Source organism: Enterobacter cloacae complex sp. 385G4 (genome assembly GCF_057320665.1).
In genome coordinates this window covers 958,648-983,832 of the sequence record NZ_JBXWDD010000001.1, presented here as the reverse complement: position 1 = coordinate 983,832, position 25,185 = coordinate 958,648, and the positions used below count along the sequence as shown (strand labels likewise).

The 25,185-nt window shown below is 55.5% G+C and carries 22 protein-coding genes and 1 pseudogene; 16 read left to right on the top strand and 7 right to left on the bottom strand.

Going from position 1 to position 25,185, the window contains the following annotated elements; translation table 11 throughout:
* Positions 1-32: 32 nt before the first annotated feature.
* The 6 genes from tssI to comJ all read left to right on the top strand — a co-directional run bounded on the left by tssI (position 33) and on the right by comJ (position 9,437).
* Complete coding sequence (gene tssI / locus AC2FAJ_RS04880; protein WP_485453892.1) at positions 33-2,594, top strand: type VI secretion system tip protein TssI/VgrG; 2,562 nt, start codon at positions 33-35, stop codon at positions 2,592-2,594.
* Positions 2,594-3,292 carry a hypothetical protein gene (locus tag AC2FAJ_RS04875; protein ID WP_041909562.1) on the top strand — a complete coding sequence of 233 codons (699 nt, stop codon included), beginning with the start codon at positions 2,594-2,596 and terminating at the stop codon, positions 3,290-3,292. Before tssI ends, AC2FAJ_RS04875 begins: the two co-directional genes overlap by 1 nt.
* A gap of 82 nt (positions 3,293-3,374) precedes the next feature.
* Positions 3,375-3,815 (top strand): DcrB-related protein, encoded by a 441-nt coding sequence (locus tag AC2FAJ_RS04870; protein WP_485453891.1) that lies wholly within the window; start codon positions 3,375-3,377, stop codon positions 3,813-3,815.
* A gap of 3 nt (positions 3,816-3,818) precedes the next feature.
* Positions 3,819-8,282 carry an RHS repeat-associated core domain-containing protein gene (locus AC2FAJ_RS04865; protein WP_485453890.1) on the top strand — a complete coding sequence of 1,488 codons (4,464 nt, stop codon included), beginning with the start codon at positions 3,819-3,821 and terminating at the stop codon, positions 8,280-8,282.
* Positions 8,283-8,301: 19 nt separating this feature from the next.
* Positions 8,302-8,667 (top strand): hypothetical protein, encoded by a 366-nt coding sequence (locus AC2FAJ_RS04860; RefSeq protein WP_071993716.1) that lies wholly within the window; start codon positions 8,302-8,304, stop codon positions 8,665-8,667.
* Between the two features lie 287 nt (positions 8,668-8,954).
* The gene (comJ, locus tag AC2FAJ_RS04855) at positions 8,955-9,437 is read left to right on the top strand and encodes a competence protein ComJ (protein WP_041909565.1); all 483 of its coding nucleotides are present in this window, start codon (positions 8,955-8,957) and stop codon (positions 9,435-9,437) included.
* Between the two features lie 73 nt (positions 9,438-9,510).
* Here the strand turns inward: comJ and ychF are convergent, their stop codons facing one another.
* Both ychF and pth read right to left on the bottom strand, forming a co-directional pair.
* The gene (gene ychF, locus AC2FAJ_RS04850) at positions 9,511-10,605 is read right to left on the bottom strand and encodes a redox-regulated ATPase YchF (protein ID WP_003856650.1); all 1,095 of its coding nucleotides are present in this window, start codon (positions 10,603-10,605) and stop codon (positions 9,511-9,513) included.
* A gap of 126 nt (positions 10,606-10,731) precedes the next feature.
* Positions 10,732-11,316: an aminoacyl-tRNA hydrolase gene (gene pth, locus AC2FAJ_RS04845; RefSeq protein ID WP_008499504.1), complete on the bottom strand. Its 585-nt coding sequence runs from the start codon at positions 11,314-11,316 to the stop codon at positions 10,732-10,734.
* 274 nt (positions 11,317-11,590) lie between these two features.
* On the opposite strand from pth, the gene ychH reads away from it, so the two are divergent.
* Both ychH and AC2FAJ_RS04835 read left to right on the top strand, forming a co-directional pair.
* Positions 11,591-11,866, top strand: a complete 276-nt coding sequence (gene ychH / locus AC2FAJ_RS04840; RefSeq protein WP_028013466.1) for a stress-induced protein YchH — start codon at positions 11,591-11,593, stop codon at positions 11,864-11,866.
* A gap of 120 nt (positions 11,867-11,986) precedes the next feature.
* Positions 11,987-13,036, top strand: coding sequence for a MerR family transcriptional regulator (locus AC2FAJ_RS04835; protein ID WP_041909567.1), 1,050 nt, complete (start codon positions 11,987-11,989; stop codon positions 13,034-13,036).
* On the opposite strand, the gene dauA is transcribed toward AC2FAJ_RS04835, so the two are convergent.
* From dauA to lolB, 4 genes are all read right to left on the bottom strand, one after another.
* Positions 13,031-14,710, bottom strand: coding sequence for a C4-dicarboxylic acid transporter DauA (dauA, locus tag AC2FAJ_RS04830; RefSeq protein WP_047364925.1), 1,680 nt, complete (start codon positions 14,708-14,710; stop codon positions 13,031-13,033). The two genes, AC2FAJ_RS04835 and dauA, sit on opposite strands and share 6 nt — an antisense overlap.
* A 124-nt stretch (positions 14,711-14,834) precedes the next feature.
* Entirely contained in the window at positions 14,835-15,782 is a 948-nt protein-coding gene (prs, locus tag AC2FAJ_RS04825; RefSeq protein WP_003856663.1) for a ribose-phosphate diphosphokinase, read from the bottom strand.
* Between the two features lie 125 nt (positions 15,783-15,907).
* Complete coding sequence (ispE, locus tag AC2FAJ_RS04820) at positions 15,908-16,777, bottom strand: 4-(cytidine 5'-diphospho)-2-C-methyl-D-erythritol kinase (RefSeq protein ID WP_028013463.1); 870 nt, start codon at positions 16,775-16,777, stop codon at positions 15,908-15,910.
* Complete coding sequence (gene lolB / locus AC2FAJ_RS04815) at positions 16,774-17,385, bottom strand: lipoprotein insertase outer membrane protein LolB (protein WP_028013462.1); 612 nt, start codon at positions 17,383-17,385, stop codon at positions 16,774-16,776. Before lolB ends, ispE begins: the two co-directional genes overlap by 4 nt.
* A gap of 201 nt (positions 17,386-17,586) precedes the next feature.
* Between lolB and hemA the strand changes: the two genes are divergently transcribed.
* From hemA to kdsA, 6 genes and pseudogenes are all read left to right on the top strand, one after another.
* Positions 17,587-18,843: a glutamyl-tRNA reductase gene (gene hemA / locus AC2FAJ_RS04810; RefSeq protein WP_021240361.1), complete on the top strand. Its 1,257-nt coding sequence runs from the start codon at positions 17,587-17,589 to the stop codon at positions 18,841-18,843.
* A 41-nt stretch (positions 18,844-18,884) separates the two neighbouring features.
* Positions 18,885-19,967 (top strand): peptide chain release factor 1, encoded by a 1,083-nt coding sequence (prfA, locus tag AC2FAJ_RS04805; protein ID WP_021240360.1) that lies wholly within the window; start codon positions 18,885-18,887, stop codon positions 19,965-19,967.
* A complete protein-coding gene (gene prmC / locus AC2FAJ_RS04800; protein ID WP_309257229.1) occupies positions 19,967-20,797 on the top strand; it encodes a peptide chain release factor N(5)-glutamine methyltransferase in 831 nt (276 codons plus the stop codon). Before prfA ends, prmC begins: the two co-directional genes overlap by 1 nt.
* Before the next feature lie 8 nt (positions 20,798-20,805).
* Positions 20,806-20,889: pseudogene (locus AC2FAJ_RS04795) on the top strand (siroheme synthase); the annotation flags it as partial.
* Positions 20,890-20,930: 41 nt separating this feature from the next.
* Positions 20,931-21,740 carry an invasion regulator SirB1 gene (sirB1, locus tag AC2FAJ_RS04790; RefSeq protein ID WP_028013460.1) on the top strand — a complete coding sequence of 270 codons (810 nt, stop codon included), beginning with the start codon at positions 20,931-20,933 and terminating at the stop codon, positions 21,738-21,740.
* 36 nt (positions 21,741-21,776) lie between these two features.
* The gene (gene kdsA / locus AC2FAJ_RS04785) at positions 21,777-22,631 is read left to right on the top strand and encodes a 3-deoxy-8-phosphooctulonate synthase (protein WP_028013459.1); all 855 of its coding nucleotides are present in this window, start codon (positions 21,777-21,779) and stop codon (positions 22,629-22,631) included.
* A 74-nt stretch (positions 22,632-22,705) separates the two neighbouring features.
* Here kdsA and chaA read toward each other — a convergent pair whose 3' ends face one another.
* Positions 22,706-23,806: a sodium-potassium/proton antiporter ChaA gene (chaA, locus tag AC2FAJ_RS04780; RefSeq protein WP_041909576.1), complete on the bottom strand. Its 1,101-nt coding sequence runs from the start codon at positions 23,804-23,806 to the stop codon at positions 22,706-22,708.
* Positions 23,807-24,075: 269 nt separating this feature from the next.
* On the opposite strand from chaA, the gene chaB reads away from it, so the two are divergent.
* Together chaB and AC2FAJ_RS04770 are read left to right on the top strand one after the other, a co-directional pair.
* Positions 24,076-24,306 carry a putative cation transport regulator ChaB gene (chaB, locus tag AC2FAJ_RS04775; protein WP_014884191.1) on the top strand — a complete coding sequence of 77 codons (231 nt, stop codon included), beginning with the start codon at positions 24,076-24,078 and terminating at the stop codon, positions 24,304-24,306.
* Between the two features lie 177 nt (positions 24,307-24,483).
* Positions 24,484-25,179, top strand: coding sequence for a gamma-glutamylcyclotransferase (locus AC2FAJ_RS04770; protein WP_028013457.1), 696 nt, complete (start codon positions 24,484-24,486; stop codon positions 25,177-25,179).
* Positions 25,180-25,185: the final 6 nt, after the last annotated feature.

Genomic DNA, 25,185 nt, shown 5'->3' with positions numbered 1-25,185 from the left:
CTGAATCGCATAAGCAATATGGAATAAAGATTATGCTCAACCGAATTACCGTTCAGCTCCCGGTGGAGGGGCTTCTGTTCTGGAAACTGACGGGCCGCGAGGCGATGTCCGAGTCGTTTGCGCTGACGCTGACAGTGCTCGGCACGGACGCGCGCATTGACCGCAGTAAGCTGCTGGGCCAGCCGGTCACGGTGACCATCCCGACGCAGAATCTGCTGACGTCCCGCTATATTAACGGCAAGATTACCCGCGTGGCGGTGAGCGCCGTTGAGCTGACGGGCACCCGCTATGCGGTGTACCAGCTGACGGTGGAGCCGGACCTGTGGCCGATGAAGCGCGACCGTAACCTGCGTATTTTCCAGGGGCAGACGGTGCCGCAGATTGTGAAAACCCTGCTGGGCGAGCATCAGGTCAACGTTGAGGATAAACTCACCGGCAGCTACCGGGTCTGGGACTACTGCGTGCAGTATCAGGAGTCGAGCCTGGACTTTATCAGCCGCCTGATGGAGCTGGAGGGGATTGCGTATCACTTCAGACACGATGCGGACAAGCACACGCTGGTGCTGACTGACGCCGCCACGCAGCATCAGCCGTTCAGCGGCTATGAGGTCATTCCTTACCACCAGACGCCGTCCGGCGGCAGTACGGATGAAGAGGGTATCAGCCAGTGGGCGCTGGAGGACAGCGTGACGCCGGGGATTTACAGCCTCGACGACTATGACTTCCGCAAGCCGAACGCGTGGCTTTTCCAGGCCCAGCAGAACCCGGCGTCGCCGAAGCCGGGCAGCATTGACGTGTACGACTGGCCGGGTCGCTTTGTGGACAAAGGTCACGGGGAGTTCTATGCCCGTATCCGTCAGGAGCGCTGGCAGGTTGAGCACCAGCAGATTCAGGCCACCGCCACGGCGGCGGGGATAGCGCCGGGGCACACCTTCACGTTAACCAACGCGCCGTTCTTCAGCGACAACGGGGAGTATCTGGTGACGGCAGCGGGCTACCACTTCGAGGAGAACCGCTACGCCAGCGGCGAGGGGGAGACCATACACCGTACCGATTTCACGGTCATTCCTGCGTCGGTGGCCTACCGTCCGGCGCAGAGCACGGCGTGGCCGCGCACCTACGGCCCGCAGACGGCGAAAGTGGTGGGGCCGAAGGGGGAAAGTATCTGGACGGACAAATACGGCCGGGTGAAGGTGAAGTTCCACTGGGACCGTCTGGCGAAGGGCGATGACACCAGCTCCTGCTGGGTGCGCGTGTCGAGCGCGTGGGCGGGCCAGGGCTACGGCGGGGTGCAGATCCCGCGCGTCGGCGATGAGGTGGTGGTGGACTTTATCAACGGCGACCCGGACCGTCCGATTATTACCGGCCGCGTGTATAACGACGCGAGCATGCCACCGTGGGCGCTGCCGGCTGCGGCGACGCAGATGGGCTTTATGAGCCGCTCTAAGGGGGGCTCCGTGGACAACGCCAACGCCCTGCGCTTTGAGGATAAAGCGGGCGCAGAACAGGTATGGATCCAGGCCGAGCGCAACATGGATACCAGCGTTAAAAATGATGAAACGCACAGCGTCGGCGGGGCGCGCAGCCATTACGTGAAGAAAAACGAGCTGCATCGTGTGGAAGCAAACCAGACTCAAGCGGTGAAAGGTGGAACCGAGATCCTGACGGGGAAAGGCAAGCTGGATGCGGCGGTCGAGCAGTATGTTATTGCATCCGGGACGAAGCTGCGGCTGGTCTCAGGTGAGAGCGCTATTGAGCTGAACGCTAACGGCAAGATTAACCTGATCGGCAAAGAGTTTAACTTCTTCGTTGAGGGAGATGGTTATATCACCACGGGCGGTAAGCTGCATCTGAATACCTCTGGCACTAAGCCGGGCACAACGGCGCCGGGGGCAGGGCATAAAGGGGATATTGATGCGGCGGTGCAGGCGAAGTTTTCGCCGGAACAAAGCAAGAAAGGGGCAGGAGCGTCTCCTGTGCCATCACAGTCTGCAACGAAACCAGCACCTCAAGCCCCAGTAAGTAATGCCACTTCAGCAACACCGACTCAAAGTGAGGACAAGTTTTCAAAGATCTCACCTATTATCTTCCAAAATGAAGGAGGATACGTTAATGACCCTAACGACGCAGGGGGTGCTACCAATAAAGGAATTGCGTGGAAAACATGGCAGAAATATGCCAAGGAAGATCTTGGTGTTGAACCCACATTGGATAACCTAAAAAATTTAACCAATGAACAAGCTGAGACAATTTACCGTAAACGTTACTGGGAGCCGTCTGGGTTTAACAATCTTAATGATCCTAAACTCGCACTAATGTCTTATGATTGGACCATAACCTCCGGCGGAGCCGGTAAACAAATCCAAAAATTGCTGAACAATGAGTTTGGCCAGCAGTTGATTGCAGATGGGAAAATAGGGCCTAAGACTATAGACGCAATGAACAGCGTAAGCGACTCAGCGAAGCTTACCTCCAGAATAGCGGACATTCGTAAAGAATATTATGAAAATCTTGTGGTAAATAACTCAAAAAATGCTAAGTTTTTGACAGGTTGGTTAAATCGAGTTGATCGGTGTGCACAGGTGGCTTTGTAATGAATATAAAATTAGTAATGCTATTGATGGTTGCAGGTTTTAATAGTGGTCATGTAATAGCTAAAGATTTGTTTTCTGGTCAGTGGAGCGGAGAACAAAAAAATGAGTCAACACTGACTTTACGATTAACTCAAGTTGGTCAAAATGTGAATGGTAGTTATTGTTATGTTACGCAAAACGGTAACCGCATTGACTGTCCCCCAGATGATGAGAATAATCTAAAGGGTGTTATTGCTGAAAATCGAGCAAATGTGGAATTTAACTCTTCATTTGGTGGTGAAAAGGGACATGCGAAACTGGAAGTTGTTGGTGATAAAATGATCTGGACTTTAATTACACCGCCACAGAAAGGTGAATATTATGCTCCGCAGAATTATAAACTAACAAAAGTGTTAAAGTCGCCGGTTTCCGAAAAAAGAATTTTTGAAACCGATAAATTTAACATTACTCTAGTAAATAAATGTGGTTCGTTTGAAAGCGACTGCAATGATATGTTTTATCTTGGAATTAGAAAAGGTGACAATAGTACAATTTCTTTAAATGGGAAGACTTTAAACGATGCGACAGGAAAAGTAATTGGCTCCTTATTTAAAAATGGCGAAATTACCTATGCGGTTACCTATAACCCATTGAAATTGGTAGTCAGTAAGGGTGGCGATATTTTAGTTGATCAGTCAGGTCAATGGATTAATAAGTAGAATTTATTACTAAAGGGTCAGTGTTCTCTGGCCTTTATTTTTGCCTTCACTTTTCTTGATATTAATCATCCCGAGTTCACTTATGAAATACACCCTCCAGGAAGGTTCGTTTTCCCTATTTCCTGCTGCCTGGCAGGATAACAGCATGAACATCATTCGCGATGACGAAAGCGGGCTGTCCGTGGTGGTCAGCCGCGGCGTGATTCCCGATGGCAGCGACTACGAACAAGAGTTTCACCGCCAGTGGGATGTGCTGCGTCCTCAGATGGGTGAGATTGCCCAGAGCGAGTTCCGGAGCGTAAAAGCCGGGCCAGACGGAAACATTAACGGACTGGAAGTTGAGACCACGTTTGACCGCAACGGGCAGCGTCTGTGGCAAAAACAGCTGGCTGTGCAGACGCCGGGCAAATCGGTATTGATGATTTTTACCCTCTCAGCGCTCAGAGCATTCACTGAAGAGGACGAGGTGCGCTGGAGCGCGCTTAAGCAGAGTCTGACGCTAAACGACAACCGGAATGTGTAAGGCATGAGCGATAACAACGCGGCCCGTAAGGGCGACGAGATTATTCACTCCAGCATTTTTGCTGACATCACCAGCATTGTGGCGGAAGGTGCCGCCTATGCGGTGATTGGCGCGGCGGTAGGGCTGGCGGCTACGGCGGCCGCGCCACTGCTCGGTGCCGGAGCCGCCGCCGCGGGCGTGGCAGCAATTGGATCCAGTTGTCTGTTAAGCGGCATCATTGGCGGCGTGCTGGCGAACGTGGCGGGTATCACAGACGATATCAGCAACGCCGCGGAAGGGTTAGGTAATGCGCTTTTCCCGCCGTCGCCTGCGGGCAAAATCACCACCGGTTCGAACAACGTTCTGACCAACGCAATCCCTGCCGCGCGCGCAGCAGGCACGCTCACGCCCGCCGATACCCCGCCCCCTGAGCCGCAGTCGCCGGGCAGCTTTGCCGATTACGCGGGCATGCTGCTTTCCGCCGCCGGACAGTTTGGCAGCGAAATGTGGCAGCCGAGCGTGGCCTCTGCCGCTGCGGGAACTTCGCCGCTGGAAGAAGACAAGGTGGCGTGTGAAAAACACTCCGGGCCGCAGTATCTGGCGGAAGGCTCCAAAAGCGTCTTCATTAACGGACAGCCCGCGGTGCGCGCGAAAGATCGCACCACCTGCGAAGGCACCGTTTCCGACGATGTCTCTCCTAACGTGATCATCGGCGGGGACACGCTCACGGTCCGCGATATCAAAAGCGGTAAAACGCCGGGTCTGGCGCTGGGGATGATTGCGCTCTCCCTGCTGCGCGGGCGTCCGGGCAAAATCCTGAAAAACATGCCCTGTGCGCTGGCGGCGGCAGGCGGCGGGATGCTGGCGGATATGGCGGTGAATGCCGTGTTTGGCTCCTCGCACCCGGTTCACGCCGCCACCGGCGTGAAGGTGCTGAATGACGACGACGAGCTCGATTTCTCGCTGCCGGGGCGCTTTCCGCTGCGCTGGCAGCGCAGCTATAACAGCCTGACCACCCGCGAAGGGCTGTTCGGTCTGGGCTGGGCTACAACTTTTGACAGCTATCTGACGCTGGAAGATAACAATGCGACCTGGTTCGATGAAACCGGGCGCGAGCTGAGCTTCGAGCTGCCGCCGGTCGACCGGGCGTTTTACAGCATCAGCGAAGGCATCATTATCCGCCGCAATGAGAGCGGCGACGTGGCGATTGCTGACGATGACGGCGCGGTGTGGCGTCTGTACAAACCGACCCGCGCGAATCCTTCTATCCTGCGTCTGGCCTCCCTCAGCGACGAATACGGCAACGCGCTGCTGACGGCGTGGGACGAGCACGGCAGGCTGGTTGGTCTTCACGACGAGCCGCGGGCTATCGACGTCACCCTGCGCTATGAGGATGAACGTTTCCCGCAGCGGGTTACCGCAGCCAGCCATTTCGACGGCAACCAAACCTGGCCGCTGATGCAGTGGGGCTACGATGCGCGCGGCCAGCTGGCGAGCGCGACGGATGCCTCCGGCGTGGTGACGCGTGAATACCGTTACAACGACCACGGCCTGATGGTCTGGCACCGCTTGCCGGGGGGGCTGGAGAGCGAATACCGCTGGAAACAATTCGATCACTGGCGCGTGGTGGAAAACCGCACCAGCACCGGCGATGGCTGCCGCTTTAGCTACGATTTAGACGCGGGGCTGACGACCGTCGAGCACTACGACGGCCAGACGCGACGCCACTACTGGAACGCACAGAATCTGATTGTGCGCTACGTCGACGAGCGCGGTGAAAACTGGCGCTACGAGTGGGACGATAACGAGCTTCTGACGCGTCGCATCGATCCGCTCGGCAATGCCGTCACCTTCGTCTACGACGAGATGGGCAACCGGGTGCAGGAGATCGACGCCGATGGCAATACCCGCACCACCACCTGGCTGGAGCACCGTGCGCTTCCGGCGTCAATCATTGAAGCAGACGGCAGCGCGACTCGCTTCTGGTACGACGAACACCACGGGCTGAAGCGCGTGGTGGATCCGCTGGGGCAGACCACGCAGCTGCGCCGGGACGAGTTCGGCCAGGTCGTTGAAGAGGTCGATGCCGCCGGAAACAGCCGCTACCAGGAGTACAACGAGGCCGGGCAAATTGTCCGTTCGACGGACTGTTCCGGGCGTATTACCCGCTATCGCTATCATCCGCTGGGCTGGCTGGTGGCTGAGACAGGCGCCGACGGTGAAGAGACGCGCTACCGCTACGACGCCGCAGGGCGCCCGGTGCAGCTCGATCGCCCGGAAGGCTGGACGGAATCGCTTAAATGGAACGAACGTGGCCTGCCGGTGAAGCATGCGGGCGCCGACGGGAAAGAGAGTGAGTTCAGATACGATGCGGCGGGGCGCTTAACCGCCACCCGTAATACGCAGGGTGAAGAGGTCCGTCGCCGCTGGGACAGCCGCGGGCGTCTGATTGCCCTGGAAAACGAAAACGGCGAAGCGTACCAGTTCCGCTGGGGCGCTGACTCGCTGCTGCTGGAAGAGGTAGGGCTTGATGGCGTGGCCTCGCAGTATCGCTATGACGCCTGCGGACGCACGATAGCGCGCACGTATGCCGCCGGCCATCCGGAGGCCATCACCCACGCCTTCGCCTGGAGCGCGAGCGGCCAGCTGGTCGCCCGCACCACGCCAGAAGGGCAGACCCGCTACCACTACACGCCGTCCGGGCTGTTAAGCCGCATTGGGCTGCATCCGGCGCTTTCAGCCGACGCGTGGACCACCGAGGCAGAGCAGGAGCTTGCCTTTGAGTATGACGCGCTCGGTCGCGTTACGCGCGAAGCGAGCGAGCATGGTGAGCTGGCGTGGGGATATGATGCGCTGGGCAACCGCACTTCCGTCACGCTACCCGATGGCCGCGAGCTGAAACAGTTCTACTACGGCAGCGGGCATCTGCTCAGCATTGCTCTCGATAAGCTGTCGGTCTCCGACTTTACCCGCGACGAGCTTCACCGTGAAACCAGCCGCACGCAGGGGCTGCTGACCACCCGCAGCGAATACGACCGCCTGGGCCGACTGCATCGGCGGGACGTCTTTACCGGCAATGCGCAGCGTCCGTCGCCGCGCCGCTGGTCCCGCCGCTGGGATTACGATTACCGTAATAACCTGGTTCGCGAAGAGCGGGACGATAACCCGTTCAGTTGGTACCGCTGGCAGTACGACAGCGCCGGGCGTCTGCTGGTTCAGGACGGTACGCTGCCCGGCCAGGAGCAGTGGCGCTGGGATGCTGCCGGTAACCCGCTCGAAGGAACTGCTGAGAAGGTCACGCACAACCGCCTGACGCAACTGAATGGCATTCGCTGGCGCTATGACATACACGGCCGCACCGTTGAGAAGGATAACGGCCAGACCCGCTGGCACTACCGCTACGATGGCGAGCATCGCCTGACGGAAGTCATCAGCCAGCCGCGGGATCGCAACAAGCCGCAGACGCAGGTCAGCTTCCGCTACGATCCGCTCGGTCGGCGCATCAGCAAAACGCGCCGCCAGATGCTGGGCGGCCAGCCAACCGGTAAGCCTGTCACCACGCGGTTTGTCTGGGAAGGGTTCCGCCTGCTGCAGGAAGTTCACGGGGATGTACCGCTGACCTACGTCTACAGCGATCAGGACAGCTACGATCCGCTGGCGCGTATTGACGGCGCTGATGACCCGGAGATCTTCTGGTTCCACTGCCAGCCCAACGGCACGCCGGAGCGGATGACGGATAGCGAAGGGCAGGTGCGCTGGGAAGGGGTCAACAGCGCCTGGGGCAAGCTGCTGCGGGAAAGCGAGACGCAAGTATCAGGATATTCTCAGAACCTGCGCATGCAGGGGCAATACCTGGACCGTGAGACAGGGCTGCACTACAATCTGTTCCGGTATTATGACCCGGACTGCGGACGATTTACGCAGCAGGACCCGATAGGGCTGGCGGGGGGGATAAACCTTTACCAGTATGCGCCGAATGCGCTGGGGTGGGCAGATCCATTAGGCTTACGATGTGGGCGAACTAATACTTGGAATGATTTTCAGCGGCAGCATAAAGGTCGTTTCAAATCATCAACTGAAGCGGCTTCTGCTTATAAAAAATTAGTTAATGAACAATCGCCTTGGCCATTAAATGAGCCTCCTTTAGATGCAACATTAGTCCCAGGGACTCGAGTAAAAATGGCCGTATCTCCAGGCCAGCCAGCGACGAGACCTGGAGGGTTTGCTACATTTGACGATATTCCTAATGCTTCATATGTTAGAAATGAGCTCGCTGTGAAGATGGAATGGAAACCGGATATTGATAGAGTAATAACTTATGAAGTTAAGAAACCATTACCAGTTAAAATTGGTGCGGTTGGACCTCAAGTTGATAAAGGTGCGAATGTATATCTGCCTGGTGGCGGTTCACAAGTCGAAATGGCTGTGCCACCTGCAGAACGCATGAATTATTTGGAAGTTATTGACGAGTCGTTGCTCAAGCCCTAATTTATGAAATGAGATTAACATGATTAATAATTTTATCTGTAATAAAGAAAAAAATGAATTGCATTGGATATATAATACACACAAAGTCACTATCGGTATAGATGATTTAGATCTGGCAATGATAGATGAAAAGAGAAAAATCATTTTTGTATTGAGTAAACCATTACCCTTACCGATGTTATTAACTGTTTTAAATATTGATGGGACTTTGCTTTCAACATTTACGCCTCCAGAAGGTGCGTCTTTTTCTTATTTGACATTAAACGATAAAAAAGAGGTTTTGATTGTCTGCTCCTTTTCGGAAAAAATAAATGGTTGGTATGATTGGCATTATTCTTTAGACTTGGATAAAAAAGTGATAACAAGAATGGCGCCATCTTATTAGAATCTGATAAAGCCATTTTAAAGTAAGGCTTTTGTGGCTTAATACAATCATAACACTAAATATGAGGCTCATCATATTCTTAGCCATAGCTATCCAAATAATAAAGTTTGCTGCCCCGTATTGTCAGCCTTGAAGCGACGGAGATCTTCTGATTCCACTGTTTGCCCAACGGCACGTCGGAGCGAATGACGGATAGCGAAGGGCAGTAACTGTAGTACAGGTTCAAGTATTGGTAAACTTTTATCAGAACTTCCAGTTAGAACGATAATAAAAGTCGAGGTAGTGTAATGAATGATAAAAAACTACAAATAGTTGATCTGCTGATTTCGCATAGTCAAATAGTGATACGATCCCGAGATTATGACGAAAAACTGAGTCAGTGCGGAAAAGGCAATGTTTCTCAAGGTGCTGTTCTCCACAAGGATTATGTTATATTCGATCCATTACCAGAGGACGCGTTTGGAGCAAACGTCAATATCAAGAAAGATAATGCTTTCAAAATGGATGAAAATGCTCAGCGCTGTATTGTTGTGCCATTTTTCATTACGGATAAAGATAAGCTGCAAATCGCTTCTGCAACTGAGAAATTCGATTTAAATATAGATGTGAACGAAAAAGTTTATTCACTCTTTTATGAGATTTGTGAAGGAGATGAAATTTACTATAATTTCACTCTTGTACCGGCAAAAGAAGCTATTGCTGCTAAGTTTTTGCTAGATGACCCTTGGGGAGGAATAAAAGATCATCCTCTCAAAGAAGGTATTTTTTAAATTAATACTATCAGGGAAATTTATCTCGAAAAAAATCCACGCTTTGGCGTGGATTTTTTTCATTCAAAACAAATCAAACGTTAAACAGGAAGTTCATCACGTCGCCATCTTTAACGATGTAATCTTTCCCTTCCGCACGCATCTTGCCTGCTTCTTTCGCTCCTTGCTCACCCTTATAGGTAATGAAGTCTTCAAACGCGATAGTCTGCGCACGAATAAAGCCCTTCTCGAAGTCGGTGTGGATCTTACCGGCCGCCTGAGGCGCAGTCGCACCCACAGGAATCGTCCACGCACGCACTTCTTTAACGCCAGCGGTGAAGTAGGTCTGCAGGTTCAGCAGCTCATAGCCTGCGCGGATCACGCGGTTCAGGCCCGGCTCTTCCAGACCCAGTTCGGCCATGAACTCTTCACGGTCGGCGTCGTCCAGCTCGGCGATATCGGACTCAACGGCTGCGCAAACCGCCACAACCACAGAACCTTCCGCCGCGGCGATTTCACGGACTTTGTCCAGGTACGGGTTGTTCTCAAAACCGTCTTCGTTAACGTTGGCGATGTACATGGTTGGCTTCAGGGTCAGGAAGCTCAGGTATTTGATCGCCGCTTTGTCTTCGTCAGTCAGGTTTTTCAGCGCGCGCAGCATGCCCGCATTTTCCAGCTGTGGCAGGCATTTTTCCAGCGCAGCCAGTTCCGCTTTCGCATCCTTGTCGCCGCCTTTCGCTTTCTTCTGCACGCGGTGAATGGCGCGTTCGCAGGTGTCGAGGTCAGAGAGCGCCAGCTCGGTGTTGATGACGTCGATATCGTCAGCCGGATCCACTTTGTTATTAACGTGGATGATGTTGTCGTTCTCGAAGCAGCGCACAACGTGGCCGATCGCTTCGGTTTCACGGATGTTGGTCAGGAACTGGTTACCCAGACCTTCGCCTTTGGAGGCACCCTTCACCAGGCCCGCGATGTCCACGAACTCCATGGTGGTTGGCAGAATGCGCTGCGGCTTCACGATTTCCGCAAGCTGATCCAGACGCGGGTCCGGCATTGGCACCACGCCGGTGTTCGGTTCGATGGTACAGAACGGGAAGTTCGCCGCTTCAATACCCGCTTTGGTAAGCGCGTTAAACAGGGTGGATTTGCCCACGTTTGGCAGACCGACGATACCGCATTTGAATCCCATTTCTAAATCACCTTAATATCTTGATAATCAATCCGTTAACGATAACCGATTGATGAAAAGTAAATAACTACGCCTATTATACACGTAACCCGCATGACGCGCGGTAAAAAAGCCGTATCGGGCGGATTATTGCGCTTTGAAAGCGTGTAAGCGATTTGTCGCTTTGGTTAAGCCGTCTTGCAGCCAGATTTCAGTGCAGCGTGCCGCTTCGTCTACCGCCTCGTCAATCAGTTTTTGTTCGGAAACCGGGGGTTTACCGAGCACGAAACCGACAACTTTGTTTTTATCGCCCGGATGGCCGATTCCCACGCGCAAACGGTGGAAATTCGGGTTATTGCCCAACTTGCTGATGATGTCTTTAAGACCGTTGTGACCGCCGTGTCCGCCGCCCAGCTTGAATTTTGCTACGCCAGGCGGGAGATCCAGCTCATCGTGAGCCACCAGAATTTCATCCGGGTTGATGCGATAAAACGTTGCCATTGCCGCCACCGCTTTACCACTCAGGTTCATAAAGGTGGTGGGCACCAGCAGGCGAACATCCGCGCCTGCAAGGTTGATGCGTGAGGTGTAGCCGAAGAATTTAGGTTCTTCACGCAGGGGAGCACGTAACCGTTCGGCCAGCAGATCGACGTACCAGGCTCCGGCGTTGTGGCGGGTGGCCGCATACTCCGCGCCCGGGTTGGCGAGGCCGACAATCAGTTTAATCGTCACGATTCAATTCCTAATGGGTTCCAGATCTGGCGCGTAGTTTACTGTCTGGCGCGCCGCTTGACAAAATTCTGCGGTTATCCCGGCGAAATTCGAATAATTACTCATCTGAACAATTAGAATTTCAAGCTGTTCAACGCCTTATTTGTAAACTTTTGTTTGTGCGTTATCCGTAATTGTGATCATTCACGCAACTCATAAAAGGGGCGTTGTCTATACTTTACACACAAGGATTAGGGGCTTTTCCCCTGACAACCCAAAGTTCCGGAGGTGACATATGAAACGCAAAAACGCTTCGATGCTCGGTAACGTGCTAATGGGGTTGGGACTGTTCGTGATGGTAGTCGGCGTAGGTTATTCCATTTTAAACCAACTGCCGCAGCTTGATCTCCCACAATACTTCGCGCACGGCGCGGTATTGAGCATCTTCCTCGGTGCAGTATTGTGGCTCGCCGGGGCGCGCGTAAGCGGACATGAGGAAGTCTGCGATAAATACTGGTGGGTGCGCCACTACGACAAACGCTGTCGTCGTGACCAGCATAAGCACAGCTAGTGCCTGATTAAGAACATCGAAACGACTCCATCCGGAGTCGTTTTTTTTGCATAGCATATTGACCCTCACGTAACGTAAGGCTCCAGAGTGGTGGCACTGGCAAAGTAAAAAGGAGCAGTTATGTTGATTCAGGTGGGTGAGCTGGCGAAACGAGCCGGTATCACCGTGCGGACATTGCATCACTACGAGCAAACAGGGCTGTTGCTGCCTTCTGCCAGAAGCGCGGCAGGTTACCGGCTTTACAACCTGGCGGATGTCCAGCGTCTGCACATGATCCAGGCGCTGGCAAAAGCGGGGCTGGAACTTGCTGAAATCAGGGATTTTCTGGAAAAGGAGTCGCTGTCGTTGACTGAGCTACTCGATGCGCAAATCACGCTGCTGGATAAACAGCTGCGCAGCATACACACGCTGCGCGACCGGCTGGTGGAGCTGCGTACCGGGCTTACCGACGATGCGACGCCGGATCTGGAGTCCTGGCTACAGACTCTGGAGTTAATGAATATGTACGATCGCTGGTTTAGCAAAGAAGAGTTACAGCAGTTGCCGTTTGCGGTACAGAAGGATGCGCTGGCGGCTATCTGGTCAGGGCTGGTGGCAGAGGCTAACGCGCTGCTGGAACAGGATATACCCGTTACTGACACGCGGGCGATGGATCTGGCGACCCGCTGGATGGAACGTCTTGAACAGGACACGGCGGGCAAGCCGGAGTTTCTCACCCGGCTGAACGAGATGCACAGCGTAGAGCCACAGATGCAGGCGCAGACCGGCATCACCCCGGAGATGACAGATTACATCACGCGGGCGTTTGCGGAATCTAAGCTCAGGATATGGGAGAAGTATCTCACTGCCGAAGAGATGGCCTTTACCCGGGCACATTATTTTGACCGCATGATGGAGTGGCCGCCGCTGGTGGCGAAACTGCATCAGGCGCAGCGGGACAATATCGCTCCTGACTCGAAGGAGGCGCAAAAGCTGGCTGAAAACTGGCTGGCATTGTTCCAGTCCTACGCAGGCACCAACCCCGAGACCCAGCAAAAGTTTCGTACGGCTATGCAGCAGGAGCCGCATCTGATGAAAGGAACCTGGATGACGCCTGCCGTGCTTGCATGGCTCCAGCAGGCGATCGGGGTGATGATGCAGAGACGTTTCTCTGCATCAGGTAACTCATAGATCCGCTAACGCGGCTTCACGGTTAGGATAAAAGGCAAGGCGGCCAGGGATCGGCTGCACGCCCGCACGCGCCATGGTGCGCAGGGGCTGGAATTCCAGGTTGCTGACCCGCAGCTCGCAGCCTTCCGGCAGACGTGCAACAAAGCGCTGGAAGGCATCCAGACCACCGGCATCCAGAACCGGGACGGCATCCCACTTCAGCACCACAACCCGTTTCCCCGCGATGCGGGACTCCAGATCGCTGAACAATCCTTCCGCCGCGGCAAAGAATAGCGGGCCAATCACGCGCAGCACCAGCACATCCTCAGGCACCTCCACGTTAACCGGCGTGAGGCGCGTCATCTGCGCGATGCGGCGCATAAATAGCAGGGACGCAAGCACGATCCCGACGCTGATGGCGATAACCATATCGAACAGCACGGTCAGCGACATGCAGATCAGCATCACGATGATGTCGTCTTTCGGCGCGCGACGCAGCAGGTTCACCACCTTATGCGCCTCGCTCATGTTCCAGGCCACCATCAGCAGCAGGGCGGCCATGGCGGAAAGCGGCAGCCAGGAGAGCAGCGGGGCAAGGATCAGCAGCGCCAGAATCACCAGCAGGGAGTGGATAACCGCTGAAACGGGGGAGGTCGCACCTGCGCGCACGTTTGCCGCAGAACGGGCGATGGCTGCCGTGGCGGTAATACCGCCAAAGAATGGTGCGATGAGGTTGCCTAAGCCCTGACCGACCAGTTCGCTGTTGGCTTTGTGCTTGGTGCCGGTCATGCCGTCGAGCACCACGGCGCACAGCAGGGATTCAATCGCTCCCAGCATCGCCATAGAGAACGCGGCGGGCAGCAGGGCGCGAAGGGAATCCCAGCTCAGGGTGAAGCTCGAACCAGGCATATCCCACGGTAGCACCAGCTGCGGCAGCAGCTGCGGAATGCCGTTACCCTGCGAACCGTCCGCCAGAACATAGTGGAACTGCGAGCCGATAGTCGCGACATGACCGCCGAACATATTGACGATAGCCATCACCGCGCAGCCCAGCAGCAGGGCGGGCAGATGGCCCGGCAGGCGAATACCGAGGCGAGGCCAGACGATCAGCGTCCCCAGGGTGACTATTCCGATGGCGGCGTCGCCCAGGTTGGCCGTTGGCAGCGCCATAAACAGCGCCCCCACTTTTTGTAAATAGTGCTCCGGGACGTGGGGCATCTGCAGACCGAGAAAATCTTTGATCTGCATGGTTCCGATGGTGATCCCAATCCCCGAGGTGAACCCCAGCGTCACGGAAAGAGGAATATATTCAATCAGGCGACCAAAACGGGCCAGACCGAACAGAATCAAAAAGACGCCGGACATCAGGGTGGCAACCAGCAGGCCTGCCAGACCAAACTGTTGTGAAACCGGGTAGAGGATCACCACAAAGGCGGCGGTTGGGCCGGAGACGCTGAAGCGCGAGCCGCCCGTCAGGGCAATAACAATCCCGGCAACGGCCGAGGTATACAGACCGTACTGTGGCGCAACGCCGCTGCCAATCGCCAGCGCCATCGCCAGCGGGATGGCAATAATCCCGACGGTGATCCCGGCAAGCAGGTCACGGATAAAGCGTGACGAGGTGTACTTCTCTTTCCAGCAGGCGTCGATGAGGGCGCGAAAGGGCAGAACATGTGAGGAGGCTACGTTTTTCACAATTATCTATCATCCGTGTGCGCATCATCTGTCATATGAATGGCAGGTGAAGGAGGCATTAATCATACAAATAAAACCCAGAGACAAAAAAACCCGCCGCAGCGGGTTTTTTGGCCGTGTTCGATTAGTGTTCGAACATTGCAGAGATGGATTCTTCGTTGCTGATACGACGAATCGCTTCGGCCAGCATCCCGGACAGGGTCAGGGTACGCACGTTTGGCAGTGCCTTGATCTCGTCGCTCAGTGGGATGGTATCGCATACCACAACTTCGTCAATGACGGAGTTGCGCAGGTTGTTCACGGCATTACCGGAGAAGATCGGGTGGGTCGCGTAAGCGAACACGCGCTTGGCACCGCGCTCTTTCAGCGCTTCAGCGGCTTTACACAGCGTACCGCCGGTATCGATCATGTCGTCAACCAGCACGCAGTCGCGGCCAGCTACGTCACCGATGATGTGCATCACCTGAGAAACGTTAGCGCGCGGACGACGCTTGTCGATGATCGCCATGTCGGTATCGTTCAGCAGCTTAGCGATAGCACGGGCACGTACCACGCCGCCGATGTCCGGAGAAACCACGATTGGGTTGTCCAGGTTCAGCTGCAGCATGTCTTCCAGCAGGATTGGGCTGCCGAATACGTTATCAACCGGGACGTCGAAGAAGCCCTGGATCTGCTCTGCGTGCAGGTCAACGGTCAGTACGCGGTCAACGCCGACGCTGGACAGGAAGTCAGCGACAACTTTTGCGGTGATTGGCACACGCGCGGAACGGACGCGACGGTCCTGGCGGGCATAACCAAAGTAAGGGATAACAGCAGTGATACGGCCTGCGGAAGCGCGACGCAGGGCGTCGACCATAACAACCAGTTCCATCAGGTTGTCGTTTGTTGGAGCACAGGTGGACTGGATGATGAAAATATCACCACCGCGTACATTTTCGTTGATTTGTACGCTGACTTCGCCGTCGCTAAAGCGACCTACGGCGGCGTCGCCGAGGGAAGTGTACAGGCGGTTGGCAATACGTTGTGCTAGTTCCGGGGTGGCGTTACCAGCAAAAAGCTTCATATCAGGCACGAGAAGAACCTCAGGCATGCGTCCAGTGGTGGATAGCGTTCGCCGCAAACTGCGGGGCCTAAGCGAAGGCTATCCAGGCGGTGTATTAAAGAGCGCGATGCAACGTCTGGAACAGGGTGACGTTGTCACCGAAACTCAGTCTGCGCCAGAATGGCCTGCTGTAGGGGGGAGGTGTTCATCCCGCGCGCTACAAAACCATGCAGCCAATCCGGCGCTTGCTCAAGCACCTGACGGGCGGCGGATTCGGTGTCAAATTCAGCAAAGACACAGGCCCCTGTACCGGTCAGGCGCGACGGCGCGTATTCTAACAGCCAGGAAAGCACCGCATCAACCTCGCGAAAACGTTTTCTTGCGATATCCTCGCAATCGTTGCTGAATTCACAATTTAATAACGTTTCTATTGACCGTACCGGGGTATTTCTTTTCAGGTCAGGATCTTTAAAGATGACCGGGGTCGGAATGCTCACGCCGGGGTGGGCAACCAGATACCATTTCTCCGGCGGGTTGACCGGGGAGAGGATCTCACCCACGCCCTCGGCAAAGGCCGCATGGCCGCGAACAAACACAGGGACATCTGCACCCAGCGTTAAGCCCAAACCAGCCAGTTCATCCGTCGATAGCCCGCAGCCCCAGAGGTGGTTCAGCGCAACCAGCACGGTGGCGGCGTTTGATGAGCCCCCGCCGAGACCGCCACCCATCGGCAGACGCTTCTCAATGCGGATATCCGCACCGCTTCCCGCCGGCAGACGGCCCGATTCCGCGGCGGCTTTCATCAGCAGGCGCGCGGCGCGGACGATCAGGTTGTCCTCATGCGCCACGCCGTCGACCGGCGTCAGCAGGCAAATCTGTCCATCCTGACGCGGCTCGATGGCAATCGTGTCGCCATAGTCAATAAACTGAAACAGCGTCTGCAGAGTGTGATAGCCGTCAGCACGCTGGCCGGTGATGTATAAAAACAGGTTCAGTTTTGCCGGAGAAGGCCAGTGGGTCATCATTTAACGATCCAGTTGTCCATTTTCAGCTTGATGCGCTGGCTGCCCTGGGTCAGCTCCATGTTTGATGGCAGCGAAGGTTTACTCTTGCTGTCATAGGCGCTGTACACCACTTTCCAGGTTTTGCCGTTCTGGGTGTAGTTGACCTGGCTCAGACGGTATTGATCGTCAAGCGTATAGTCGGTCGCTTCGCCCGGCAGGCCGAGGATCCACTGGCGCAGGCTGTTCAGTGGAATTGGCATCCCGGTCAGCTTGCCAATCATCTCTTCAGCATCAGTCGCCGTATAGTGCTGGCCTTTGTTATCGGTGATCTGCGCTTCGCCCGGTTTGGCGATAAGCTCCAGCTCGGTGCTGCCAAGCGGGTTCAGCAGCAGCAGGCGATAGTTGTCCTGCCCCGTTTGCTGCCAGAAGAAGCGGGCATAAACCTTTTGTTCGTCAGAGAGATACGCGAAGGCGCCGCGCGTCTGGTACTGCTTCAAATTAAGGACGTCCTGCTGGTGCTGACGCCACTGCGGTGAATCAGGGCTTTTGCCCGGGCCTTTTGGTTGGGTGACAGTACAGGCGGTCAGAACCAGTGCTGCCAGCGGCAGCAGGCGAATCAGTCGGGTCATAATGAGGACAAATCCTTGAGATACGTTGCAGTTATAACTGTTAATGCTAGCGCCCCGCAGTGCTACCGTCTACGTTCAAATTATCTCAAAGCGTTGAGTAACCTATTACTCCGAAAGGAGGCGGTCTCTTTTATTGATCTCGCGCATCCTGTATGATGCGTCCTGCTAACCTTATTAACGCTGGTACTACTCCCGCTCAACATGACCCTATTAGCACTCGGCATCAACCACAAAACGGCCCCGGTTTCGCTGCGAGAACGCGTTACGTTTTCGCCGGATACGCTTGACCTGGCGCTGGACAGCCTGCTTGCACAGCCGATGGTGCAGGGTGGCGTGGTGCTTTCGACGTGCAACCGTACCGAGCTGTATTTGAGCGTGGAAGAGCAGGATAACCTGCACGACGCGCTGATCCGCTGGCTATGTGACTACCACAATCTCAACGAAGACGAGCTGCGCAACAGCCTGTACTGGCATCAGGATAACGATGCGGTCAGCCATCTGATGCGCGTCGCCAGCGGTCTGGATTCGCTGGTGCTTGGCGAGCCGCAGATCCTCGGCCAGGTAAAAAAAGCCTTCGCAGATTCCCAGAAAGGGCATCTCAAGGCCAGCGAGCTGGAGCGTATGTTCCAGAAGTCCTTCTCCGTGGCGAAGCGTGTGCGAACCGAAACCGACATTGGTGCCAGTGCGGTTTCTGTTGCTTTCGCGGCCTGTACCCTTGCACGGCAAATCTTTGAATCCCTGTCGACCGTCACCGTGATGCTGGTAGGCGCGGGCGAAACCATCGAGCTTGTGGCGCGCCATCTGCGCGAGCATAAAGTGAAAAAGATGATTATCGCGAACCGCACCCGCGAACGCGCGCAGGTGCTGGCGGACGAAGTGGGTGCCGAGGTGGTTGCGCTGAGCGATATTGATGAACGTCTGAAAGAGGCGGACATTATTATCAGCTCTACCGCCAGCCCGCTGCCGATCATCGGTAAAGGGATGGTGGAGCGTGCGCTGAAATCCCGCCGTAATCAGCCAATGCTGCTGGTGGATATCGCCGTTCCGCGCGATGTTGAGCCAGAGGTTGGCAAGCTGGCTAACGCCTATCTTTACAGCGTGGATGACCTGCAAAGCATTATTTCGCACAACCTCGCCCAGCGTAAAGCGGCGGCGGTGCAGGCGGAAACCATTGTTGAGCAAGAAACCAGCGAATTTATGGCCTGGCTGCGCGCGCAAAGCGTCAGCGAGACCATCCGCGAGTATCGCGGACAGGCGGAGCAGGTGCGTGATGACCTGACTGCCAAAGCGTTAGCGGCCCTGGAACAGGGCGGCGACGCGCAGGCGATTATGCAGGATCTGGCGTGGAAGCTGACCAACCGCCTGATCCATGCGCCAACCAAATCTCTTCAACAGGCTGCCCGTGACGGGGATGATGAACGCCTGACTATTCTGCGCAACAGCCTCGGGCTGGAATAGCGCCCTATACCCATTTTCTAAGACAAGGTGCACTTACGCCTATGAAGCCTTCTATCGTCGCTAAACTGGAAGCTCTGCACGAGCGCCATGAAGAAGTACAGGCGCTGCTCGGCGATGCCGGGACTATCGCAGACCAGGAACGTTTTCGCGCGCTTTCGCGTGAATATGCGCAGTTGAGTGATGTATCAAAATGCTTTACCGACTGGCGACAGGTTCAGGAAGATATTGAAACCGCGCAGATGATGCTCGACGATCCTGAGATGCGCGAGATGGCGCAGGAAGAGCTGCAGGATGCAAAAGCGCGTTCCGAAGAGATGGAGCAGCAGCTTCAGGTGCTGCTCCTGCCGAAAGATCCGGACGATGAACGTAACGCGTTTGTCGAAGTGCGCGCCGGTACCGGCGGTGACGAAGCGGCGCTCTTTGCCGGGGATCTGTTCCGCATGTACAGCCGCTACGCCGAATCGCGCCGCTGGCGCGTGGAGATCATGAGCGCCAACGAAGGCGAACATGGCGGCTACAAAGAGGTTATCGCCAAGATCAGCGGCGACGGTGTGTACGGACGTCTGAAGTTTGAATCCGGCGGTCACCGCGTGCAGCGCGTTCCGGCCACCGAATCTCAGGGCCGTATTCATACCTCCGCCTGTACGGTGGCGGTGATGCCGGAGCTGCCGGAAGCGGAACTGCCGGACATCAACCCGGCGGACCTGCGCATCGACACCTTCCGCTCCTCCGGGGCGGGCGGTCAGCACGTTAACACCACCGACTCTGCCATCCGTATTACCCACCTGCCGACCGGCATCGTGGTGGAGTGTCAGGACGAACGTTCGCAGCACAAAAACAAAGCCAAAGCGTTGTCCGTGCTGGGCGCGCGCATCCACGCGGCGGAAATGGCGAAGCGTCAGCAGGCGGAAGCCTCTACGCGTCGTAACCTGCTGGGCAGCGGCGATCGCAGCGACCGTAACCGTACCTACAACTTCCCTCAGGGGCGCGTGACCGACCACCGCATCAACCTGACCCTGTACCGTCTGGATGAGGTGATGGAAGGGAAGCTGGATATGCTGATTGAGCCTATCGTGCAGGAATACCAGGCCGACCAGCTGGCGGCGCTGTCCGAGCAGGAATAATGGATTTTCAGCGCTGGTTACGCGAGGCGGCCGCTGAGCTTTCCAAAAGCGAAAGCCCGAAGCGCGATGCCGAAATTTTGCTTGAGCATGTGACGGGTAAAGCCCGCACGTACCTGCTGGCGTTCGGCGAAACTGAGCTGACTGCAGAGCAGGAAGCACGGCTCGCCGCACTCCTTGCCCGCCGTAAAAACGGCGAGCCGGTGGCTCACCTTGTCGGTGAGCGCGAGTTCTGGTCGCTACCGCTTTACGTATCGGCGGCGACGCTGATCCCGCGTCCGGATACCGAGTGTCTGGTTGAGCAGGCGCTGGCACGTTTACCCGCAGCGGCCTGCCGCATTCTCGATCTCGGTACTGGCACCGGTGCTATCGCGCTGGCGCTGGCCAGCGAGCGGCCTGACTGCGATGTGACGGCAGTGGATGTGATGTCCGACGCGGTGGCGCTGGCGCTGCGTAATGTGGAACGTCTCAGGCTCAGCAACGTAACGGTGCTGCAAAGCAGCTGGTTTGCCGCGCTGGAGAACCGCTCATTTGCGATGATTGTCAGCAATCCTCCTTACATTGACGAACATGATCCGCACCTTGCGCAGGGAGATGTTCGCTTCGAACCGCTGACGGCGCTTGTGGCCGCCAACGCGGGATTAGCCGATCTTGATCACATTGTGACAACGTCACGAGAGCATTTGCTCCCCGGCGGCTGGCTGCTCGTGGAGCATGGCTGGACGCAGGGAGAATCCGTGCGGGCACTGTTTACCCAGGCAGGCTACGCCGCTGTCGAAACCTGCCGCGACTACGGCGGCAACGAACGCCTGACGCTGGGGCAGTGGTCTTGAGTTCCGGGTATCTGCCATTTACTGATAAAGGCGTAAGGCTGACTGAAAGGCAGTTTGGCGTTATCATCTACATCGTTTTGAGTTTTATCGCGCCTGAGCGTCATTGTTCGCTCAGTCGTTACTGGGGTAAGTCATGAGGTCCTTAGCCGATTTCGAATTTAATAAAGTGCCGCTTTGCGATGGCATGATCCTGATTTCGGAGATGATACGCGACGATTTTACGTCGCAGTACGTTTACGATGAGCTGGAGAATCTGGTCAGCCTGGCGCGTGAAGAGATCAATCAGGCGCGCCCGCAGGACTGGCAATTAGAGAAGCTTCTGGAGCTTTTCTACGGCGAATGGGGTTTCTGCGACACGCGTGGCGTGTATCGCCTGTCTGACGCATTATGGCTGGACCAGGTCTTAAAAAATCGTCAGGGCAGCGCCGTTGCGCTGGGCTCTATTTTGCTGTGGGTTGCGCACCGCCTGGATATTCCGCTGGTGCCGGTTATTTTCCCGACGCAGATGATCCTGCGTGCGGAGTGGCTGGACGGTGAGATGTGGCTCATTAATCCGTTTAACGGCGACACCCTGGACGAGCATACGCTGGACGTCTGGCTGAAAGGCAACATCAGCCCGGTGGCCGAGCTCTTTAACGAAGATCTCGACGAAGCCGACAACGCCGAAGTCATTCGCAAGCTGCTGGATACGCTGAAGTCAGCGCTGATGGAAGAGCGTCAGATGGAGCTGGCCTTGCGTGCCAGTGAAGTGCTGTTGCAGTTTAATCCGGAAGATCCTTACGAAATTCGCGACCGCGGGCTTATCTATGCCCAGCTCGACTGCGAGCACGTGGCGCTGAACGATCTGAGCTATTTCGTCGAGCAGTGCCCGGAAGATCCGATTAGCGAAATGATTCGCGCGCAGATCAACGCGATCTCGCACAAACAAATTACACTGCATTAATCTTAATTCCGATTCACACCTGAATAAGGCGATCCTATGAAACAAAAAGTGGTTAGCATTGGTGATATCAAGGTAGCAAACGACCTGCCGTTCGTGCTGTTTGGCGGTATGAACGTGCTGGAATCCCGCGATCTCGCCATGCGTATCTGCGAGCACTACGTGACCGTGACCCAGAAGCTGGGCATTCCGTACGTGTTTAAAGCCTCTTTTGACAAAGCCAACCGCTCCTCCATCAACTCTTACCGTGGCCCTGGCCTGGAAGAGGGGATGAAAATTTTCCAGGAGCTGAAGCAGACGTTTGGCGTGAAAGTGATCACCGACGTGCATGAGTCCTGGCAGGCGCAGCCTGTGGCAGACGTGGTAGACGTAATCCAGCTTCCGGCGTTCCTGGCGCGTCAGACCGACCTGGTTGCCGCGATGGCGAAAACCGGTGCCGTGATCAACGTGAAAAAACCGCAGTTCGTGAGCCCTGGCCAGATGGGTAACATCGTCGATAAGTTTATCGAAGGCGGTAACGACAAGATTATTCTGTGCGACCGTGGCGCTAACTTCGGTTACGACAACCTGGTTGTGGACATGCTGGGCTTCAGCGTGATGAAGAACGTTTCTAACCAGTCGCCGGTGATCTTTGACGTGACCCACGCGCTGCAGTGCCGCGACCCGTTTGGTGCAGCCTCTGGCGGCCGTCGTGCTCAGGTGACCGAGCTGGCGCGCGCCGGTATGGCGACCGGCCTGGCAGGTCTGTTCATTGAAGCGCACCCGGATCCGGCTAACGCGAAATGCGATGGCCCATCCGCGCTGCCTCTGGATAAGCTGGAGCCGTTCCTGAAGCAGATCAAAGCGATTGACGATCTGGTGAAAAGCTTCGACGAGCTGGATACCAGCAACTAATAAAAAAACCCGCTTCGGCGGGTTTTTTTATGGGACATATTGCCGGGTAAGCGAAGCGCCGCTGGGCAAAAAGACTACGCAAAAATTGTCATCAAATACGCTACAAACAGCGCCATATGCGCCGCGCCGTTCAGGACATTGGTGCGGCCAGTGGAGAATGAAATCTGGCACAGCAGCAGCGAGGCCACCATCACAATCATCTCCGGCGCGCCCAGCGCAAACTGCAGCTCGTTACCGGTCATAAAGGCAATCAGCGTCACCACCGGCACGGTGAGTGAAATGGTCGCCAGCACGGAGCCGAAGAACAGATTCATCGCACGCTGCACCTGATTGTTCAGCACCGCCTTCAGCGCGCCTAAACCCTCAGGGGAGAGGATCAGGAGCGCCACCAGGAAACCGGTAAAGGCCACCGGCGCGTTCAGCTCGGTTAACAGCGTCTCCAGCGGGTTGGCGTTCATCTTGGTGACGGCAATCACCGCAATCAGATGCACGATCAGCCAAACCGTGTGCCACGCGCTGCTGTGGGCCGACGGCTTGCCGTGGTGCGGGTCATCGTCGTCGCTGTCATCTTCATGTTCGTAAACAAACAGGCTCTGGTGCGTTTTGGTCTGAATGAGCAGGAACACGCCGTACATGGCGGCGGAAATCAGCGCGACCAGCAGCGACTGGCCGGTGGAGAAATTTGCGCCCGGCAGTGCCATCGGGAAGACCAGTACGATGATGGCCAGCGGGAATAGGGCGATCAGGTACTGTTTAATGCCGAAAAGATTCATGTACTGGGTCGCAAATTTGCGTCCGCCCAGTAACAGAGAGAAGCCTACCAGGCCGCCCGTCACAATCATAATGATGGAGTAAAGCGTATCGCGCATCAGGGTCGGGGCGGCATCGCCGGTTGCCATCAGCGCGGAAATCAGGCTGACTTCGAGAATAACGACGGAAAGGCTGAGAATTAAAGAGCCATAAGGCTCGCCCAGGCGGTGGGCTAATACGTCCGCATGACGAACGACGCTAAACGCGCTGGTTAAAATGCCCACCAGAGCAAGAATATTGATACCAACCACCACTGGCAGTGACTGACTGCTTCCCCAGAAGAGCAGCACAGCCAGTGCCAGAACCGGGAAAATGAGAGACGTCTCCTTGTGGCGGGTCTTTACCGCCTCGTGTGTTGCTGTCATGTGCTTCTCCATCAATGCAGGTGCTTGTAATTATAGATAGATTTTAAGGGCAATAAATTAACAGAAATCTGTAAAATAACCTTTATTTTTTACTTAATTTTACCCTTTGTTATGGTTTTCTTGTTTAATGCCTATAATAAGATATTTCTTTTAAATATATATTTAATAACAATGAATTATGGAATTCATTCGCTCATTGTTTATGACCGGCTGGCACACCGGCGTATCGTCGTCCACACTTAACTCTTTAGGCAAAAGAGAGGTTAGTAATGCCATATAAAACGAAACGCGAATTACCCGATAACGTGAAAAACGTCCTGCCCGAACACGCGCAGGATATCTACAAAGAAGCGTTTAACAGCGCCTGGGATCAGTACAAAGATAAAGACGATCGGCGGGATGATGCCAGCCGGGAAGAGACGGCACACAAGGTCGCCTGGGCCGCAGTAAAACATGACTATGAGAAAGGAGACGATGATAAATGGCATAAAAAGAAATAGCCGTAAAATTATTCGCTGCCTTCATTTTGACTTTTCAGGCGGTTGAACTTCCGTTGTATTGCAACTGGTCCGCTAATTGCTTATCGTAATTTGACTGCTGGCAAAATGACCAGCACAGAATGCCGGGAAGGCGAATTACAGATGTCGCAAGGAAGCATGCAGTGGCGGAGGTGTAAAGTGTTAACGCGTGATTTCTTAATGAAGGCAGATTGTAAGACGGCATTTGGTGCTATTGAGGAATCGCTTCTCTGGTCAGCTGAACAACGTGCGGCGTCACTCGCTGCTACGCTTGCCTGCCGCCCGGATGATGGCCCGGTATGGATTTTTGGCTACGGTTCACTGATGTGGAACCCGGCTCTCGAATTTGTTGAATCGGCAACCGGCACGCTGCCCGGCTGGCATCGCGCATTTTGCCTGCGCCTGACGGCCGGACGCGGCAGCGCCTGTCAGCCAGGGCGCATGCTTGCACTAAAAGAGGGCGGACGCACCACGGGCGTCGCGTATCGCCTTCCGGATGCCACACTCGAAGAGGAGCTGACGCTGCTCTGGAAGCGCGAGATGATCACCGGCTGCTATATGCCGAGCTGGTGCAAGCTGGAGCTCGACGACGGGCGCACCGTTAACGCGCTGGTGTTTATTATGGATCCGCGCCACCCGCTGTATGAAGCGGACACCCGCACGCAGGTGATTGCCCCGTTAATCGCCGCCGCCAGCGGGCCGCTGGGCACCAACGCGCAATATCTCTTCTCCCTCGATCAGGAGCTGACCCGCCTCGGCATGCAGGACGATTGTCTGAATGAGCTGGTGGTGAAAGTGAAGGCGCTGCTGGAAGGGAACCCGCTCAACAGCACGCTGCGACCGGGTTTTGCCTGAGAATAC

Excerpts from the sequence above, each read along its gene's own strand:
- comJ (WP_041909565.1), top strand. The coding sequence starts at position 8,955 with ATGAATGATAAAAAACTACAAATAGTTGATCTGCTGATTTCGCATAGT.
- lolB (WP_028013462.1), bottom strand. The coding sequence starts at position 17,385 with ATGACCCGACTGATTCGCCTGCTGCCGCTGGCAGCACTGGTTCTGACC.
- ispE (WP_028013463.1), bottom strand. The coding sequence starts at position 16,777 with ATGATGACCCACTGGCCTTCTCCGGCAAAACTGAACCTGTTTTTATAC.
- tssI (WP_485453892.1), top strand. The coding sequence starts at position 33 with ATGCTCAACCGAATTACCGTTCAGCTCCCGGTGGAGGGGCTTCTGTTC.
- AC2FAJ_RS04875 (WP_041909562.1), top strand. The coding sequence starts at position 2,594 with ATGAATATAAAATTAGTAATGCTATTGATGGTTGCAGGTTTTAATAGT.
- AC2FAJ_RS04835 (WP_041909567.1), top strand. The coding sequence starts at position 11,987 with ATGTTGATTCAGGTGGGTGAGCTGGCGAAACGAGCCGGTATCACCGTG.
- prfA (WP_021240360.1), top strand. The coding sequence starts at position 18,885 with ATGAAGCCTTCTATCGTCGCTAAACTGGAAGCTCTGCACGAGCGCCAT.
- AC2FAJ_RS04870 (WP_485453891.1), top strand. The coding sequence starts at position 3,375 with ATGAAATACACCCTCCAGGAAGGTTCGTTTTCCCTATTTCCTGCTGCC.
- ychF (WP_003856650.1), bottom strand. The coding sequence starts at position 10,605 with ATGGGATTCAAATGCGGTATCGTCGGTCTGCCAAACGTGGGCAAATCC.
- AC2FAJ_RS04865 (WP_485453890.1), top strand. The coding sequence starts at position 3,819 with ATGAGCGATAACAACGCGGCCCGTAAGGGCGACGAGATTATTCACTCC.
- AC2FAJ_RS04860 (WP_071993716.1), top strand. The coding sequence starts at position 8,302 with ATGATTAATAATTTTATCTGTAATAAAGAAAAAAATGAATTGCATTGG.
- chaA (WP_041909576.1), bottom strand. The coding sequence starts at position 23,806 with ATGACAGCAACACACGAGGCGGTAAAGACCCGCCACAAGGAGACGTCT.
- hemA (WP_021240361.1), top strand. The coding sequence starts at position 17,587 with ATGACCCTATTAGCACTCGGCATCAACCACAAAACGGCCCCGGTTTCG.
- chaB (WP_014884191.1), top strand. The coding sequence starts at position 24,076 with ATGCCATATAAAACGAAACGCGAATTACCCGATAACGTGAAAAACGTC.
- kdsA (WP_028013459.1), top strand. The coding sequence starts at position 21,777 with ATGAAACAAAAAGTGGTTAGCATTGGTGATATCAAGGTAGCAAACGAC.
- prmC (WP_309257229.1), top strand. The coding sequence starts at position 19,967 with ATGGATTTTCAGCGCTGGTTACGCGAGGCGGCCGCTGAGCTTTCCAAA.
- sirB1 (WP_028013460.1), top strand. The coding sequence starts at position 20,931 with ATGAGGTCCTTAGCCGATTTCGAATTTAATAAAGTGCCGCTTTGCGAT.
- ychH (WP_028013466.1), top strand. The coding sequence starts at position 11,591 with ATGAAACGCAAAAACGCTTCGATGCTCGGTAACGTGCTAATGGGGTTG.